We start from the raw sequence: 16534 nt of genomic DNA, 5'->3' as shown, positions 1-16534 counted from the left end.
GCGCGGGGGGATTTGCCGGAGGGCGGCATCCACGCGTGGCGTGGATCTACCGGGGTGGGGCATCCGCGCGCGGGGGGATTTGCCGGAGGGCGGCATCCACGCGTGGCGTGGATCTACCGGGGGAAGTCAGGCAATGTCCGTGCAGTAGATCCACGCCATGCGTGGAGGGCACTGTCAGGCGTACGCGTCCAGCAGGCCGCGTTGGCGGATCAGCTGCGGCGCCGACACGCCGCCGTCGCCCGGCGACGGTTCTCCGTCACCCGCCAGGCCACTGCCGTGGGCGCCTGCTCCGGCGCCATCACCGCCCGGCGCCTGGTGGCCGACATCGGCGTGGGCGAGCTGGAAGCCCTGTTCGCCCAGCAGTTCACGCAGGCGCGGCAGGCTGTTTTCCAGGGCCTGGCGCACGTCCACGTGCGGGCTGCTGAAGCTGGCGTGGACCTTGTCGCCGTTCAACTGCAGGCGCACGTCGACCGCACCCATGTCATCCGGGCTCAGCCGGATATGGGCGTGGCCGATCTTCTGGTCGGCCAGCCAGCCCAGGCGGGCACCGATGGCCTGGTCGAAGCCGTCGTCACCCAGCACCGGCTTCGGTGTCGGCTCGCCAGTGAAGATCGCGTTGCCTGCGGCCAGTGCGGTCTTAAGCTCCTGCACCGCCGCGCTGGGCGGTGCAGGCAGCAGCGGGGCGGGGGTGCGATCGCCGATCATGGCCAGGTCGTTGCCTTCGCCACGCTCGCCGCGCTTGCTGCCCGGCAGCAGCAACTCCGGCAGCGGCAATGCGCTGGCTTCTTCGGTGCTGCTGGCCGCCGAAGCCTTGGCGTCCGCGGCGCCGGCATTGGCCGGGGCAGCTGCGGGGGCCGCGCCGGGCAGTGCCGGCGCCGTGGTGGCCGCTGTCGCCGGCAGCGCGGGACCGTCAGCGGCAAGCGTTGGCGTGGCGGCGGTGGGCGGCGCCGCAGCGGGATCGGCCTGCAGCGGCAGTGCCAGTACCAGGCCGGCCAGGCCCAACGGCGGCCACGGTGCATCTTCGGCAGAGACCGCCTTGTCCTTGTCGGTCGCGGCGCTGGCCGTGGAAGCAGCAGCCGGGGTGGACGCCGGCGGCGGCGTTTCACTGTTTGCCGCATCAGGCTCGGTGGTGCGCTCGCGCGCCGCCTGGCCGTTGCTGTCTGTGGTCGAGGGCTGGCCTGACGGCGACGGGGTGGCCGACGGCGTGTCGGCGCTGCCGGCCGCGGTGGCCGGTGCACCGCCCTGCAACAGCTGGCTGAAGTCCTTGCTGGCCTCACTGCGCGGTGCGCGCGCTGCACCGCTGTTGGCATTCTGTGGCTGCGCGTTGGCGCTGCCGGCAAGTGGCGCGGGCATCACGGGCGGCCTCCCTGTTCGCTGTCGTCCTGGTCTTCGGCCTGCACCAAGCGGGCACGGCGTGCGCCGATGTCATCCATTTCGCGCTGGTCGCGGCGGTCGGTGACCACCTTTTCCTGGGCGCGGTAGCTGGCCGCCAGCTGTTCCAGCACCGCCTTGTCGCGGCTGGCCAGGATCAACCGGGCGCGCTCGGCTTCCACCTTTTCGCGATTGCCGTCCACGGTACGCTGCTGCTGCTCCACTGCACTGTCGAGGCGGTCGAGGAAGGCGCGGCGGTTGAGCAGCTGTGCCGGGCTGGTGGCCGCCATCTGCGCATTCGCCATCTGTTGCGAGGCATATTCCTCGGCGTAGCGGCGCAGTTCGTCCAGTCGCGATAGATGGGTATCGAGCACGCGCTGGCGTTCGGCCAGGTCGCGGGCCACCGCGTCCTCGTGTTCCTGGGCCCGCTTGAGCAGGGGGTCGATGCGCTTGGACTGGTTCATGGCTTAACTCTCTTGTTCCACCAGGCGCTGCAGCGCCGCCTGGCTGTGCGGGAGATCTGCGGCCTTGGCAACGTCCTGGCCGAGGAACTCCATGATTTCCGGCCAGCGTTCAAGGGCTTCGTCGGTGGCCGCGTCATTGCCACGCTGGTAGGCACCGATGGCGATCAGGTCGCGGTTGGCCGAGTAGGCCGAGACCAGCCGCTTCAACTTGCGGATGCGCAGGCGCCAGGGTTCGTCGGCGATTTCCGTGACCACGCGGCTGACCGACGATTCGACGTCGATGGCCGGGTACAGGCCACTGTCGGCCACGCGCCGCGAGAGCAGGATGTGGCCGTCGAGGATCGCGCGCGCCGCGTCGGCGATCGGATCCTGCGGATCATCGCCTTCGGTCAGCACCGTGTAGAACGCGGTGATCGAGCCACGGCCCTTGGCACCGTTGCCGGCACGCTCGACCAGCGCCGGCAGTTTGGCGAACACTGACGGCGGGTAGCCGCGGGTGGTCGGCGGTTCGCCCACCGACAGGCCGATCTCGCGCTGCGCCTGGGCGAAGCGGGTCAGCGAATCCATCAGCAGCAGGACGTTCAGGCCCTGGTCGCGGAACCATTCGGCAATGGCCGTGGCGCGGTAGGCGCCATGCAGGCGGGCCAGCGGAGGGCGGTCGGCGGGGCTGGCCACCACCACCGCGCGGCGCAGGCCTTCCTCGCCCAGCGTGGTCTCGACGAAGTCGCGGACTTCGCGGCCACGTTCACCGATCAGCCCGACCACGATCACGTCGGCAGCGGTGTAGCGGGTCATCATGCCCAGCAGCGTCGATTTGCCGACGCCGGAGCCGGCGAACAGGCCCACACGCTGGCCGCGGCCGATCGGCAGCAGCGCATTGATCGCGCGCACGCCCACATCCAGCGGTTGGGTGATCGGTTCACGGGCCAGCGGGTTGATCGATACGCCCGCCATGCCGACGTGGCCTTCGGCACGGATCGGGCCCTTGCCGTCCAGCGGCACGCCATCGCTGTCGATGACCCGGCCGAGCAGGCCTTCGCCCACCTCCACGCCGCCACGGCGCGCCGATGGCACCACCCGTGCGTTGGGCAGCAGGCCATGCAGTTCGGCGCTGGGCATCAGGTAAGTGCGTTCACCGGCGAAGCCGACCACTTCAGCATCGACCCAGCCGCCATCGACCACTTCCACCTTGCAGCTGGCGCCGAGCGGTGCCTCGCAGCCGACCGCCTCCAGGGTCAGCCCGACCGCGCGGCGCAGCACGCCTTCGCGGATCAGGCCGCGACCATGCGCGGTGTCCACGCGCAGGCCGTCCAGGCGGCTGGCCAGGCGCAGGTTGCGGGCCACGGCCCAGTCGGCCGCGGGCGCCGGTTGCGGCGCGGCGTGCGATTCCGCGCTCATGCGCCTGCTCCGGTCTGGCGGATCACCGCATCCAGCGCGCCGCGCAGGCGGGCTTCCAGGGTGCCGTCGATGCGTACGGCTTCGGCATGCACGCGCAGGTCGCCGCGGCTGAGGCTGGTATCGGGAACCAGGCGCTGCTGCGGCGACAGGTTCAACAGTGGTGCAAGCGCGGCGATGTCGTCCGGATGCAGGCGTACTTCCACTTCGCGGGTGCTGCCGCCGACCGCGTCGATGGCTTCGCCGACCAGCTGCGCCAGCAGGGCCGGTTCGGCCTCGTAGGCACGGCCGACCAGCGCACCGGCGATGCGTACCGCCAGTTCCCCGAGCGCGCCGACGACTTCATTCTCCAGGCGCACCAGCGGCCGGCTGAAGTTGTCGAGGATGCCTTCGATCTGCGCGGCGAGGCGACGCACCTCGGCCTGGCCCTGGCCGTAGCCGTCGGCGTGGCCGTGCTGGAAGCCTTCCTTCTCGGCACTGTCCTGGATCGCCTGGATTTCCTCCAGGGTGGGCAGCTGCAGTGGCGGCTCCGGTTCGTGCTCCGGGTCCGGCTCGGTGAGTTCGAACACATCTTCCTGGGCCAGCGCCGGTTCGGGCTGGGCCAGCAGGTCCGGGGCAAGCCAGCGCACGACGTTGCTCACAGCATGGCCTCCGCGCTGCCACCGATGGTGACGGTGCCTTCATCGGCCATGCGCTTGACGATGGCCAGGATCTCGCGCTGCGCACCTTCCACGTCGGACAGGCGCACCGGGCCGCGTGCTTCCATGTCTTCCAGCAGGATCTCGGCAGCGCGCTGCGACATGTTGCGGGTGATCTTGTCGCGCACCTTGATGTCGGCACCGCGCAGGGCCAGGCCCAGGCGCTCGCCGCTCACTTCGCGCAGCACCAGCTGCATCTCGCGATCGTCCAGGTCGACCAGGTCGTCGAACACGAACATCAGGTCCTGGATGCGGTTGCTCAGCGGCGCATCGATACGGGCAATCTCGCCCAGGATCGCCTGGTCCTGGCCGCTGTCCATGAAGTTGAGGATGTTGGCCGCGCACTGCACGCCGCCGATGTTGGAGGACTTCAGGTTCTGGTTGCCGGCGAACTGGCGCTCCATGATCTCGTTGAGCTCATTGAGTGCGTTCGGCGGAATGCCGTCGAGGGTGGCGATGCGCAGCAGCACGTCGACGCGGGTACGGTCGGGCAGCAGCTTCAGGGCATCGGCGGCCTGGTCGGTTTCCAGGTGGGCCATCACGATGGCGATGATCTGCGGGTGCTCGTTGCGCACCAGATCGGCCACCGCGCGCGGGTCCATCCACTTCAGGGCATCCAGGCCGGTGGTGTTGCGGCCCAGCAGGATGCGGTCGATCAGGTTGCCGGCCTTCTCGCTGCCCAGCGCCTGCACCAGCATGTTGCGGATGTAGTCGTCCGAGCCCACGCCCAGCGAGGTCTTCGAGCCCAGCTCCTGGCCGAACTGGTCCATCACCCGTTCCACCTGCTCGCGGGTGATGTCGGTCATGGTGGCCATGGCGATGCCGATCTTCTGCACCTCCTTGGGTTCCATATGGCGCAGCACTTCGGCGGCGTCCAGCTCACCCAGGGACAGCAGCAGCACGGCGGCGCGCTGCACACCGGTCAATTGCGGCTCAGTCATTGGCCACCCAGCCCTTGACCACCTGGGCCACGCGCTTGGAGTCGGTCTTCACGGCTTCACGCGCCATCCGCAGTCGTTCCTCATATGAATCCACCGGCAGGGCCAGTGCATCCGGCCCGCCCAGGCTGGCCCGGTCGGCGCCCAGCGCCGGCAGCGGGGTGCCATCGTCATCGACCAGCTGCACGTCCGCGGTATGCGGCTCCAGTGCCTGCTCGCCCTCCTTCTTGTTCTGGCCGGTGATCGCGCGCAGCGCCGGGCGCAGCACGCCGAACAGCAGTGCCAGTACCACCACGGCGCCCAGCAGCATGCGGCCGGCATCGTGCACCCACGGCAGTTCCCACCAGGCCGGGCCTTCGACCGGCGTGGTATCACGCACGAACGGGGCATTCATCACCGACACGGTGTCGCCGCGCTCGGCGTTGAACCCGACGGCCTGCTTCACCAGCCCTTCGACGCGGGTCAGTTCGGCGGCCGACAGCGGCTGCGGGCTGACCTTGCCGTTGGCACCGGCGCGCGGCACGTTGTCCACCAGCACCGCCACCGAGACGCGCTTGATGCGGCCGGCCGGCTGCCGGGTGTGCTGCAGGGTGCGGTCCAGCTCGTAGTTGCGGGTGGCGTTCTTGCTGCTTTCGGTCGGGGTCTGCGCCGTGGCCGGTGCGGCCTGCTGGCCCGGCGGGCTGTTGCTGGTCGCACCCGGTACGCCCTGCGGGCCCGGGGTGCTGGTGGTGTTCTCGCTCATCTGCTCGCTGCGCAGCTTCTGCGGTTCACCGTTGTAGAGTTCGCGGGCTTCCTCGGTCACCGAGAAGTCCATGTCCACGCTCACTTCCGGATTGACACGGCCGGGGCCGGTCATCGGTTCCAGCAGTTCGCGGATGCGCTGGTTGAACGAGGTTTCCTGGCGGCGCACCTGCTCGAACTGGGCGGCGTTGACCGCAGCCTCGCTGTTCGGATCGGTGATGCTGAGCATGCGTCCGCTCTGGTCGACCACGGTCACCCGTTCCGGCGCCAGGTCCGGAATGCTGGCGGCGACCATGTGCACGATGGCATCGACCTGGCTGCGTTCCAGCTGCTGGCCGCCGCGCAGTTCCAGGGTCACCGAAGCGCTGGCCACATCACGCTGGCGGGTGAAGGCGCTGGGCTTGGGGATGGCCAGGTGCACGCGCGAATCGCGCACCGGGCGCAGCGTGTTGATGGTGCGCGACAGTTCGGTTTCCAGCGCGTGCTGGTAGCGCGCGCTTTCCACGAACTGGCTGACGCCGAAACCGGGGTCGCGCTCCATCAGCTCGAAGCCGAGCTTGCCGCTGTCGGTCAGGCCGGAACCGGCCAGCTTCAGGCGGGCATCGTGCAGGTTCTTCTCCGGCACGGTGATGCCACCGGTGGCCGGGTCGAGCGCGAACGGGATCTGCGCGGCGCGCAGCAGGTCGGTCGCTTCAGCAGTCGCCTTCTGGTCCAGGCCGGTGTACAGCGGGACCATGCCCGGCTTCTGCGACCAGAAGAACACGGACAGGCCTGCCGCCACCGCCACCGCGATCATTGCCATCAGGCCCAGCCGACGGGTGATCTGCAGACTCTGCAGGCGGTCGAACCACTGCCCGGCCTTCTCGGCGTTCAGGCTGTCCTTGGAGAGCGTCAGTGCCATGCGTCTCTATTCCTTACAGCGGCATGTTCATCACGTCCTGGTAAGCCTGGACGAGACGGTTGCGGACTTCCACGGTGGCGCGGAAGGCGATCTGGGACTGCTGCGAGGCGACCATCACCTTGGCCAGGTCGGCACTCGGGTCGCCCATTTCGAAGGCCTTGGCCAGTGCGCCGGACTTCTGCTGCGCATCGTTGACGCCGGCAATCGCACCCCGCAGGGTTTCGGTGAAGCTGGCAGGCTGGACCTGCGGCGCATCCAGCACCGTGCCCGGCAGGGCATTGCTACGCGGCGCTTCGGCCAGCGGGTTGAGCGCCGGCTGTCCCATCTGGGTCTGATAGGAGCGGATCTGCGAAAGGATCGAAGTGACGGAGTGGGACATCTGCAACGGTTCCAGAAACAGGGAATGGGGGTGTCTGCTGGAGCAGGTGCAAGTGCCGTGCCGAAACCGGTTTTCGATTCAGTGAGGTGAGGGTTGTGGGTATGGGTGTGCTGGCAGGGCTGCGCCATGCGCCCGCCGAATCAACGTCCTGCTACGGGTGGGTGCCGACCGTGGGTCCGCACGGGGTCGGCACGGGGTCAGATCCCGTTGCCGTGCAACGGGCTCTGACCCCCCTGGCGGCGCCATTTAACCGGCGTCGGTTTTCTGGCCTAGGGCTGCAGGGTCCAACGGCCGGAATTCTGGCGCTGGCGCGGTGCGATGGGGCCGTCGTGCTGGGTGTAGATGAAACGCCCCTGGTGATCGGTCTGGCAGCTCAGCAGCAGGGTGTAGTGGGCGGGGCCGGCCGGGTGGGCCTCGGTCATCTGGATTTCCGCGACGTGCGGGGCCAGGCGCTGGTAGCGGTAGCTGCCGCCAATGCGCAGGTCGGTACCGAGGATGTCCAGCCTGTACTGATTGCCAGCGAAGCTGAGCTGCACCATGCGTCCCGCATTGGGGTTGTCCGGTGCGTACAGCGGGTCGCTGAGGTTGGTGAACCGACGCTGGTCCAGCGTGGTGGGCAGGCTGCAGTCTGCGGCGGTGGCAATGGCGGGGAAGAGCAGGCTGGCAAGCAGGATGAGGCGATGCATGGTGGAACCTCCTTGGGGGTGTCCTTGCCATGCTCCGTACTGCGGTCGTGTTGTCTCTAGGAAAACGTGCAAATGAAATGGGGTCAGATCCCTTTCCCTTGGAAAGGGATCTGACCCCGAAGGCGCACTGGCCAGATGCAGCAACGCCCGGGCAAGCCCGGGCGTTGATGCCCCCTTCATCCGGTTGTCGCGGCTCAGCCGGCCAGTTCGGCCTGCTCGCGTTCGATGCCGTACTTGCGCAGCTTCTCCACCAGGGTGGTGCGGCGCAGGCCGAGCAGCTGGGCGGCATGGGCGACCACGCCCTGGGTGCGCTCCAGTGCCTCGTTGATCAGGCCCAGCTCAATGCTGGCCATGTGGTTGCGCAGGTCCAGGCCATCGTCGGGCAGCGCTGCCGGCGCGGCGCCGCGATTGACGGCAATGCCGTGCTCCAGCGCCGGTTGACCGCCGCTGCCCGGGGTGTGGAACGAGAAGCTGCGCAGGTCCAGGCGTTCTTCGCTGGCGGCCAGCTGGGCCGGCGCCGGTGCCGCTGGCGCGGCAGCGGCCAGCGCCGCATCGCCGCGGTAACGGGCCGGCAGGTCCTGTACCCGCACCGATCCACCCGGATGCAGCACGGCCAGGCGCTCGACCAGATTGGTCAGCTCGCGCACGTTGCCCGGCCATTCGTACGCGGCCAGGGCCTGCAGCGCTTCGGCGGTGAAACGCACTTCGCCGCGGCCGGTGCGGGCCAGCTGCGTGGCGATGGTCTCGACCAGCGCAGGCAGGTCTTCGCGACGCTCGCGCAGGGCAGGCACTTCGATCGGGAACACATTCAGGCGGTAGAACAGATCCTCGCGGAACTTGCCTTCGGCGATGCGGGTTTCCAGATCACGATGGGTCGCCGCCACCACCCGCACGTTGCAGCGGATGGTCTGGTTGCCACCGACGCGTTCGAAGCTGCGTTCCTGCAACACGCGCAGCAGCTTCACCTGCATCGGCAGGCTCATGTCGCCGATTTCGTCCAGCAGCAGGGTGCCGCCCTCGGCCATTTCAAAGCGGCCCTTGCGCGCGGTCAGCGCACCGGTGAAGGCGCCCTTTTCGTGGCCGAACAGTTCGCTTTCCAGCAGGTCGGCCGGGATCGCGCCGCAGTTGATCGCAACGAACGGGCCATCACGGCGCGGCGAGCGCTGGTGGATTGCCCGCGAGACCACTTCCTTGCCGGTGCCGGACTCGCCCAGCACCAGCACGGTGGTGTCGAACGCGGCAACCTGTTCGATCATGGTGCGCAGTGCGGTCACTGCCGGACCGTGACCGGTCGGACCCTGCTCCTGCGCGGCGCCGGCCTGGTGCTCGGCGTCCAGGCGCTTGAGGCTGGCACGGCGCAGCAGGGCTTCCATCTGCGCATGGCGCAACGGCGTTTCCAGCGGCCAGATGTTGGCTTCGTGCAGGCCGTGCTGCTGTGCGAACGCAGCGGCATCACCATCGGCCAGCAGTACCGGCGGCGGCAGGCTGCTGCCACCCAGCCAGTGGTACAGCGCAGTGCTGGCGTCGGTGTCGTCCAGGCTGCCGACGATCACCGCCATCCAGTCGTTCTGGCGCTGGCGGCCGAGGTCGAAGTCGGCTGCGTCGGAGACCCAGCGCGGGTTGAAGTCCATGAATTCCAGCAGGGCAACGGTGCGCTCTGCGCGCACGGCGTCGTTGTCCAGCACCAGGATGCGCGATTCGCTCACGATCGATCCTCCCTGAGGCCTTCCAGGATCGGCATGACTTCCTGGATGTAGGACAGCTTGCTGACAAAATTGTCGGCGCCGGCGCGCAGCGCGTGTTCGCGGTGCTCGGCGTCGTCGAAGTGGCTTGCGATCACGATGTACGGTGCATCGTCCTGCGACTTGATCAGGCGGGTGGCCTGCAGGCCGCCCATCTCCGGCATCGCCAGGTCCATCAGGACCACCTGCGGGCGCAGCGTTTCCGAGCGCTCGATCGCTTCCAGGCCATTGCCGGCACTGCCGACGATCTGCAGCCAGTCGATCTTGCGGAAATGACGCATCGCCGCATTGATGAAGCCCTCGTGGTCATCGACCAACAGGACCGTGAGCTTGTTCATGTCCAACATCCTTTTCAGCCCACCCGGGCCAGCTGCGGTTGCCTGGCGCCGAGCCGGCGCCGTTCACGGGCCGGGGCGATGTCCAGTTGTTCTCGGTATTTTGCGACGGTTCGGCGGGCAATGTTCACCCCCTGGCGCGACAGCAGGCCGGCGATGGCCTCGTCGGCCAGCGGACGGCCGGCCGGCTCTGCGTCGATCAGGCGGCGGACCATGGCCTTGACGGCCTGGCCGGAGACGCTGGCACCTTCCAGGCGCACCGCGAAGAAATGCTTGAGTTCGAAGGTGCCGCGCGGGGTCTGCAGGAACTTGCCGGTGGTGATGCGCGAGACGGTGGACTCGTGCATGCCGATCTCCTCGGCCACTTCCTTCAGGGTCAGCGGTGCCATGGCTTCCTCGCCGCGCACCAGGAACGCCGCCTGGCGCTCGACGATGACCCGCGCGGTGCGCAGCAGGGTGTCGTAACGCATCGACAGGCCGCGGCTGAACCAGCGCGCCTCCTGCAGCATTTCGCGCAGGGCCGGGGCCGCCTCGCTGCTGTCGGCCAGGGCCTGTTCGTACTGGCTGTTGATCGAGACGCGGCGGCTGGTGGCCGGGTTCAATGCCACTTTCCACTGCTCGTCGGCGTGCCAGGCGATCACGTCCGGCACCACGACCGCGTTGCGCTCCGGCAGCAGGCTGTCGCCCGGACGCGGCTGCAGCGACAGGATCAGGCGAACCGCCTCGCGCACGTCGTCGATCTCGGCGTCATGCTGGCGGGCGAGGGCGGGGTAGTCGTGCGCGGCCAGCGCGTCGAGCGAGCCGTCCAGGATGCGTGCTGCCAGATGACGGGCCGCCACCACACCGTGCAGGCTGCGCAGCTGTGCCAGCAGGCCTTCGCGCAGATCCTGCGCGGCCATGCCGGCCGGCTCACCGTGCAGCAGCTGCTGCCGGATGGCCTCGACGCCCTCGGCGGCGATGTCGAACTGGGCGCTGGCAAGCAGCTGCAGCTGGGCCAGCGGTGCCTGCAGGTAGCCGGCCTCGTCGCAGTGATCGAGCCAGAACGCGGCGACGGCCAGCTGGCGGTCATCCATGTCCAGCGCCAGGCGCTGCAGTACGCGCAGTTGCGGATCGCTGGATTCGCCGGCGGCGATGCGCGCCATGCGGTCGTCGTCGCCGTCCTGCCAGCTGGCGCCGGCGACGTCCCACATCGACGACTCGGGCAGTTCGTCGAATGCGGCGGTCTCCTGCGTGGTGATGTCGGCATCGGTGGCGTCGGCGGCGGGCGCCTCGGCGTCTTCGATCTCGAGCAGCGGGTTGGAGTCCAGCAGGCGCTGGATTTCCTGTTCCAGGTGCAGGCCATCCAGTTGCAGCAGCCGGATCGACTGCAGCAACTGCGGGGTGAGGTGAAGTTGTTGGCCCAGCTGGGTCGAGAGTGCAGCCTTCATCGTGGTTCCCCGGCACCGCTCCCCGGCGCCTTGTGGAACGCATCTTGCTTTTGATCCGGCAGGCGCGGAATCGGGGGGTTCCTGAGGGGCCTGGTGGATACCCCGACAGAGTGTAGGGATAACCCCTACATTGGTGCGGAATGTTGACGTGTGCCCGCGCCAAGTTGTTGATTCATCGTGCGCGATAGCCGGTTTCGGCAGGCTGGCGTGTACGGATTCCTGTCAGGGTCTGTCGGGGTGACGGGAATTCGTCGCCTGGGGTCAGATCCCTTTCCGCAGGAAAGGGATCTGACCCCGGTAATCACTCAGGAAAGGGATCTGACCCCGGTAATCACTCCAGCTCGTGCTGGTGGCGCGCGGCCAGCAGCAGCAGGTCGTTGGCGCGGCGGCAGCCGAGTGACTCCATCATGCGGGCGCGATGGGTTTCCACGGTCTTGACGCTGATGCCGAGATCGGCGGCGATTTCCTTGTTGCTTTCGCCCTTGCCGATGCGGCGCAGGATCTCGCGCTGGCGTGGCGACAGCGCGGCGATGCCGGTGGGCTTCTCGCGGCCGAGCATCGGTGCCAGCATCTTGGCGGAGATCTGCGGGCTCAGGAACACCTGGCCGGCGTGTGCGGCGCGCAGCGCCAGTTCCAGCTCCTGCGGGGCCGCATCCTTGACCACGAAGCCGACCGCACCGCGGTCCAGGGCGTCGCGCACATGGGCGGCATCGTCGTGCATGGTCATCATCACGATCCGGGTGCCGGGCGCGCGCAGGCGGATGTCGCTGAGCGCTTCCAGGCCGGTACGTCCGGGCAGTGACAGGTCCATCAGCACCACGTCCGGTGCATGCTGGAGGGCCAGCTGCAGCGCCTGCTCGGCGTTGCTGGCCTCGGCGACCAGCTGCACGTCGGCAAACCCCTGCAGCAGCCGCGCCAGGCCGGCGCGGACCAGGGTGTGATCGTCGACGATGAGAACTCGCACAGGCACGCAGCAGGTCCGTGTAGGGGAGTCCACCTTAACTTAGCTGAACGGGCGCGCCAAGGGTCGCCCGCCCGGCGCGGGGGCGGCAGCTGTCAGCGCGCCCGGCGCGCCTCGGCCACCTGGCGGCGGTGCAGGCGGAACAGATGCCGTTCCATCGCCATTTCCAGGCCATCGCCCAGGCGCTGGAAGCGCAGCCAGAGGTAGTGCCCGCCACCGCCATCGGCGGCTTCGGCGATCACTTCCACCGGCAGGTCGATATGGTCGGGCAGCCAGTCACTGGGCTGCAGCCGCACCAGGCCGGCCTGGCCGGGGCTGGCGCCGCTGCGCGGGCCCAGCTGCAGGCGGATGCCGCGGCGCGACCAGCGCACCGGGCGCAGGGTCAGCTCCTGCCCCTGCTGGCGTACCAGCCGGCCGAGCAGCACCATCGCCAGGTCAAGCTTGGCCTCCAGCCGTTGCAGCTGCAGGCTGGCTTCATTGCGTTCATCGTGTTCGTCAACGCGGCTGTCCTCGACCAGGGCCAGGCTGCGCAGCAGGCCTTCGGCGCTGCTGGTGCGGCCGGCGCCACTGCCTGCCTGGAACTCGGCCGGCAGTGCCAGCTCGCAGCTGAGTGTTTCGTCGAACAGCTCGCTTTCGGCGGGGTGGTGCAGTGACGTGGTCGGCAGCTGGGTCATGCCAGCGATTCTGCCTGCAGGTAGGCATGCGCCGCGCGAAGAGAGCGCTGCCCGTCATTCATCAGTGCGGCCACCGCATCGCGGCGCTGGCGCAGCAGGCCCAGCAGGTTCTGCTGGCGCGCGAACAGCGCGCTCAGCGGCGCGTGGTCGGCCGCGGTCAGCGGCTGGCTGAGCAGGGCGTGCAGGGTGCTGTCGTGGCCATCGAGCAGGCTCTCGGCCTGGTCGAAGGCTTCGTCGCCCAATGCCTTCTCGAACGCATCCAGCTGCGCGTGCAGGTCGTGCAGGCTCATGGTGCCACCGTGGCCGGGCGGCGCTGTTCCATCGGGATGGCGTTCCAGGCGCTGTCGATCTCGCCGAGCAGCTGCAGGGATTCGTCGAGCGCGGCGCGGTCATTGTGCAGGTTGGCCTCGGTCAGGCGCTGCAGCACGTAGTCGTAGAGCGCCGACAGGTTGCCGGCGATCTCGCCACCGGCCTCGTGGTCCAGCGAGCCGTTGAGGTGGCCGACAATCGCGCAGACTTCGCCGATCGCCTTGCCCTTGCCGGCCTGGTCGCCACGCTCGAGGCTGGCCAGGGCGCGCCGTACGCGTTCCAGCGCACCGGCCAGCAGCATCGCCACCAGCTTGTGCGGATCGGCATCGGCGACCGCACTGGTCACTCCCACCTGGCGGTACTGCTCGGCATATTGACGGCTGGGACCGTACATTCGTGATTCTCCTTGCGCGGGGTGCCGCCGGGCGATCGTGGGGATCGTTGCCGGCGGCGCGGCGATGATTGCTGTTGCGTCCGTTATCGGTGCGTTGCACGCCAAACTTGAGCGCTGCGCGCAGTGACTTAGCGATTGAGCTGTGACAGCTGCTGCGACAAGGTGCTGCTGCTCTGCTGCAGCTTGCCCATCAGGCTGTCCAGTGCCAGGAACTGCTTCTTGTAGCGCTCTTCCACGCTCTTCATGCGCGTGTCGAGGTCCTTGCGGCGCTTGTCGATGTTGTCCAGCGTGTTGTTCAGGCCCTTGGTACGGGCAACGAAAGCGCCTTCCTTGCCGACCGTGGTGCTGACGTAGCCGTCCACCAGCGTGTACAGCTGGCCGGCGCCGCCGGTATCGCCGGTGATCGCCAGGCGCACCTTCTCCGGCTGCGCGGCGAGCGTGGCGGCGAACTTGGTGGTGTCCAGCACCAGGCTGCCGTCGGCATTGGGGTAGCCGCGGGTCTGCAGGCCGATCGCCTTCGGATCCAGCCCCGACGCCGAGAGATCCTTCAGCACGCCGGCCATCACCGAGCGCAGCTGGCTGGACGCGCCGCGCATCTGCGCGTCGCCGGTCAGCGCAGAGGCTTCCTTGGTCTTCAGGTCGTACTTGGTTTCGGTGTTGATCGCCGCGATCGCCGCGTTGTAGGCGGTCACGAACTCCTGCATCACCTTGGTCGCTGCACCGGTGTCGGTGCTGATTACCACCGTGCTGGTGCCCTTGACCTTGAGGTTCAGGGTCAGCCCGGGAACCGCGTCGGCCACGGTGTTGCTGGGGCTGATCACGGTGACGCCATCGATGGTCAGTTCGGCGTCGGCCGCAGCGGTGTTCTCCTTGAGGCTGCCGACCAGTGCGCCCAGTTTCGGATCGCTGCCGCCGTATTCGAGCTTGATCGCGCTGGCAGCGCCGGTCTTTTCCTGGGCGATCGACAGGTACTGGTTGTCGCCGGAGCTGATCAGGGTGGCCTGCACGCCCTCCTTGCGGCCGGCGGCGTCGATCTTGTTGCGGATCGTGGTCAGCGTGTCGCCGTCCTCGACGTCGACCTTCAGCGCCTTGGCCTTGTCGCCGACGCCAACGGTCAGCGTCAAGGTTCCGGCGCCAAAGGTGTCGGTCTTGGGCACCGAGGTGTCGGCAATCCACTTGTTGGCCGTGGCCAGCGACTTCACCTCCACCTTGTGGGTGCCGTTGGAGGCCGCAGCCTTGGTCGTGCCCACGTCGTACAGCGCCACCGATGCGGTCAGCACGTCGTCGGTATTGGCCGGCTGGCCCTTGCCGGTGGCGGTTACGGTGCGGGTATCGAAGGCGGTGGTGGCCTTCAGCGCGGTCAATGCGGTCTTCAGCTTGTCGAATGCCGAGGTGACGGTGCCGACCGACGACAGCTGCATCTTGGTCTTGGACTGCTGCAGGTTCAGCGCATTGTCGGCGGGCTTGCGGTCGGCTGCGACCAGCTTGTTGACGATGTCCGAGATGTTGAGTCCCGAGCCAATGCCACCGTATCCAAAGTCTGCCACGTCGTTTCTCCTGGTATCCGGGCCTTGCCGCCGTGCGGTGGCCCGTCGTCAACGAAAATAGCGGCCTGCGCCGCTGGGTCTTGAGGACTTCGTTGATGCACGTGCCGTGCCAGTCGTCTGGCGCGGGTTCTGGCACGCGGGTTGCAGGAGGGTGGGGGCAGGGTGCGGGGAGGTTCACCGCGGGCTGCCGGGGGTCTGCAAAAAACCCTCCCCCAATGCAGGGGAGGGATCAGGCTACTGACAATCGGGGGGAGACGAAGCCGCCCGGTACGTACAGTCAAAGGTACAGCGCTGAAAGAGAGGTCCGCAGGAGCGGGCGATGCCAAGCCGGTTCGGGAGTGTTCCCGGGCCGGGCATGGCCCGCGCCTTCGTGCACCGTGGCTTCCGGGTTGCCGCTACCGTCGGTTCGACCCGACGGTAGCGGCGCCTTCTTGCCGTGGATCAGCGCAGCAGGCTGAGCACGCCCTGCGGCACCTGGTTGGCCTGGGCCAGCATGGCCGTACCGGCCTGCTGCAGGATCTGGGTGCGGGTCAGTTCGGCGGTTTCCTTGGCGAAGTCGGTGTCCTTGATGCGGCTACGCGAAGCCGACAGGTTTTCCGACGAGGTCTGCAGGTTGGCCACCACCGAGGTGAAGCGGTTCTGGATCGCACCGAGATCGGCACGGGTGCTGTTGATCGCACCCAGGGCCTTGTCGACCACTTCCAGGGCCTGCTGGGCGCCGAGCACGGTGCTCACGTCCAGCTTCTGCACGTTGGCCGAGGTATCGGTGCCGGCGGTGTAGGCGCCGACCGCACCTGCGGTGCCCCAGGTCTTGGCGGTCCCGTCGAAGTCGCTGCGCATCAGGGCGATATCGGCAGTGGCAACCGCCTTGCCTTCCTTCACCGAGCTCAGCTTCAGGGTACCGTCGGTATTGGCTTCGGCGTAGATGCCGGCCTCGCCGATCTTGGCGTTGATCGCGGTGGCGACGGCCTTGGACGCATCGGCGGTGGTGGCGCCGGCCTTCACTTCAACCGTGCCGATGTCCACGCCCATCACCTTGCCGGAGAAGCGTGCACCGTCGGCGCTGGCAGCCAGGGCCACGGTCGAACCGGTGGCGAAGGTCGCGGTGCCCAGCGAGCCGGCCTTGGCATCGATGGTCTTGTCGATGGCGATGGACTGGCCGGCGTTGGCGCCAACCTGGAACAGCTGGCTGGAGAACGAACCGTCCAGCAGCTTGGTGCCGTTGAAGTCCGACTGCTTGGCGACGCGGTCGATTTCCGAGACCAGCTGGGTCACTTCGGCCTGCAGCGCCTTGCGGTCGCTGGCCGAGTTGGTGGCGTTGGAGGCCTGCACCGACAGCTCGCGGACGCGCTGCAGGTTGTTGCCGATTTCGGTCAGCGAACCTTCGGCGACCTGGGCCAGCGAAATGCCGTCGTTGGCATTGCGGATGGCGACGTCGGTACCGCGGATCTGCGTGCCGAAGCGCTCGGAGATCGCCAGGCCAGCGGCGTCGTCCTTGGCGCTGTTGATGCGCGAACCGGAGGACAGGCGCTGGATGGTGGTGGCCAGCGAGCTGCCGCTGGTGCTCAGGTT

Annotated in this window: 17 protein-coding genes; all 17 read right to left on the bottom strand. The window is 68.3% G+C overall.

Going from position 1 to position 16534, the window contains the following annotated elements; translation table 11 throughout:
• Positions 1–174 precede the first annotated feature (174 nt).
• Positions 175–1353 carry a flagellar hook-length control protein FliK gene (locus Q0P60_RS20300; protein ID WP_294997398.1) on the bottom strand — a complete coding sequence of 393 codons (1179 nt, stop codon included), beginning with the start codon at positions 1351–1353 and terminating at the stop codon, positions 175–177.
• On the bottom strand, positions 1353–1835 hold the full coding sequence (gene fliJ / locus Q0P60_RS20295; RefSeq protein WP_294997397.1) for a flagellar export protein FliJ: 483 nt from the start codon (positions 1833–1835) through the stop codon (positions 1353–1355). The genes Q0P60_RS20300 and fliJ overlap by 1 nt, the downstream gene beginning before the upstream one ends.
• A gap of 3 nt (positions 1836–1838) precedes the next feature.
• A complete protein-coding gene (locus Q0P60_RS20290; protein ID WP_294997396.1) occupies positions 1839–3233 on the bottom strand; it encodes a FliI/YscN family ATPase in 1395 nt (464 codons plus the stop codon).
• A complete protein-coding gene (locus Q0P60_RS20285; protein WP_294997395.1) occupies positions 3230–3871 on the bottom strand; it encodes a FliH/SctL family protein in 642 nt (213 codons plus the stop codon). Before Q0P60_RS20285 ends, Q0P60_RS20290 begins: the two co-directional genes overlap by 4 nt.
• The gene (gene fliG, locus Q0P60_RS20280; RefSeq protein WP_024958226.1) at positions 3868–4854 is read right to left on the bottom strand and encodes a flagellar motor switch protein FliG; all 987 of its coding nucleotides are present in this window, start codon (positions 4852–4854) and stop codon (positions 3868–3870) included. The genes Q0P60_RS20285 and fliG overlap by 4 nt, the downstream gene beginning before the upstream one ends.
• Positions 4855–4861: 7 nt before the next feature.
• Positions 4862–6508 (bottom strand): flagellar basal-body MS-ring/collar protein FliF, encoded by a 1647-nt coding sequence (gene fliF, locus Q0P60_RS20275; RefSeq protein WP_294997394.1) that lies wholly within the window; start codon positions 6506–6508, stop codon positions 4862–4864.
• Positions 6509–6521: 13 nt separating this feature from the next.
• Entirely contained in the window at positions 6522–6887 is a 366-nt protein-coding gene (gene fliE / locus Q0P60_RS20270) for a flagellar hook-basal body complex protein FliE (RefSeq protein WP_294997393.1), read from the bottom strand.
• A 269-nt stretch (positions 6888–7156) separates the two neighbouring features.
• Positions 7157–7573, bottom strand: a complete 417-nt coding sequence (locus Q0P60_RS20265; protein WP_294997392.1) for a hypothetical protein — start codon at positions 7571–7573, stop codon at positions 7157–7159.
• A gap of 194 nt (positions 7574–7767) precedes the next feature.
• Positions 7768–9279, bottom strand: a complete 1512-nt coding sequence (locus tag Q0P60_RS20260; RefSeq protein ID WP_294997391.1) for a sigma-54 dependent transcriptional regulator — start codon at positions 9277–9279, stop codon at positions 7768–7770.
• Entirely contained in the window at positions 9276–9653 is a 378-nt protein-coding gene (locus Q0P60_RS20255; protein ID WP_010485922.1) for a response regulator transcription factor, read from the bottom strand. Before Q0P60_RS20255 ends, Q0P60_RS20260 begins: the two co-directional genes overlap by 4 nt.
• Positions 9654–9667: 14 nt before the next feature.
• On the bottom strand, positions 9668–11077 hold the full coding sequence (rpoN, locus tag Q0P60_RS20250) for an RNA polymerase factor sigma-54 (protein WP_294997390.1): 1410 nt from the start codon (positions 11075–11077) through the stop codon (positions 9668–9670).
• Between the two features lie 331 nt (positions 11078–11408).
• A complete protein-coding gene (locus Q0P60_RS20245) occupies positions 11409–12041 on the bottom strand; it encodes a response regulator transcription factor (protein WP_294997399.1) in 633 nt (210 codons plus the stop codon).
• A 92-nt stretch (positions 12042–12133) separates the two neighbouring features.
• Positions 12134–12712, bottom strand: a complete 579-nt coding sequence (locus Q0P60_RS20240) for a PilZ domain-containing protein (RefSeq protein WP_294997389.1) — start codon at positions 12710–12712, stop codon at positions 12134–12136.
• Positions 12709–13002, bottom strand: a complete 294-nt coding sequence (locus Q0P60_RS20235; RefSeq protein WP_294997388.1) for a hypothetical protein — start codon at positions 13000–13002, stop codon at positions 12709–12711. The genes Q0P60_RS20240 and Q0P60_RS20235 overlap by 4 nt, the downstream gene beginning before the upstream one ends.
• Positions 12999–13415: a flagellar export chaperone FliS gene (gene fliS, locus Q0P60_RS20230; protein ID WP_294997387.1), complete on the bottom strand. Its 417-nt coding sequence runs from the start codon at positions 13413–13415 to the stop codon at positions 12999–13001. Before fliS ends, Q0P60_RS20235 begins: the two co-directional genes overlap by 4 nt.
• A 128-nt stretch (positions 13416–13543) precedes the next feature.
• Entirely contained in the window at positions 13544–14962 is a 1419-nt protein-coding gene (fliD, locus tag Q0P60_RS20225; RefSeq protein ID WP_294997386.1) for a flagellar filament capping protein FliD, read from the bottom strand.
• A 441-nt stretch (positions 14963–15403) separates the two neighbouring features.
• Positions 15404–16534 (bottom strand): flagellin (locus tag Q0P60_RS20220; protein WP_294997385.1); only part of this gene is annotated, 1131 nt, incomplete at its 5' end.

Origin of the sequence: uncultured Stenotrophomonas sp. (assembly GCF_945952405.1) — a bacterium.
In the GTDB taxonomy this organism is placed as follows: domain Bacteria; phylum Pseudomonadota; class Gammaproteobacteria; order Xanthomonadales; family Xanthomonadaceae; genus Stenotrophomonas.
The sequence above is the reverse complement of the archived record's forward strand: the minus strand, read 5'-3'. Positions and strand labels throughout refer to the sequence as shown.

Bases quoted from the DNA above. Each gene is read 5' to 3' on its own strand.
- Q0P60_RS20300 (WP_294997398.1), bottom strand. From the start codon at position 1,353: ATGCCCGCGCCACTTGCCGGCAGCGCCAACGCGCAGCCACAGAATGCC.
- fliJ (WP_294997397.1), bottom strand. From the start codon at position 1,835: ATGAACCAGTCCAAGCGCATCGACCCCCTGCTCAAGCGGGCCCAGGAA.
- Q0P60_RS20290 (WP_294997396.1), bottom strand. From the start codon at position 3,233: ATGAGCGCGGAATCGCACGCCGCGCCGCAACCGGCGCCCGCGGCCGAC.
- fliF (WP_294997394.1), bottom strand. From the start codon at position 6,508: ATGGCACTGACGCTCTCCAAGGACAGCCTGAACGCCGAGAAGGCCGGG.
- fliE (WP_294997393.1), bottom strand. From the start codon at position 6,887: ATGTCCCACTCCGTCACTTCGATCCTTTCGCAGATCCGCTCCTATCAG.
- Q0P60_RS20265 (WP_294997392.1), bottom strand. From the start codon at position 7,573: ATGCATCGCCTCATCCTGCTTGCCAGCCTGCTCTTCCCCGCCATTGCC.
- Q0P60_RS20255 (WP_010485922.1), bottom strand. From the start codon at position 9,653: ATGAACAAGCTCACGGTCCTGTTGGTCGATGACCACGAGGGCTTCATC.
- rpoN (WP_294997390.1), bottom strand. From the start codon at position 11,077: ATGAAGGCTGCACTCTCGACCCAGCTGGGCCAACAACTTCACCTCACC.
- Q0P60_RS20240 (WP_294997389.1), bottom strand. From the start codon at position 12,712: ATGACCCAGCTGCCGACCACGTCACTGCACCACCCCGCCGAAAGCGAG.
- Q0P60_RS20235 (WP_294997388.1), bottom strand. From the start codon at position 13,002: ATGAGCCTGCACGACCTGCACGCGCAGCTGGATGCGTTCGAGAAGGCA.
- fliS (WP_294997387.1), bottom strand. From the start codon at position 13,415: ATGTACGGTCCCAGCCGTCAATATGCCGAGCAGTACCGCCAGGTGGGA.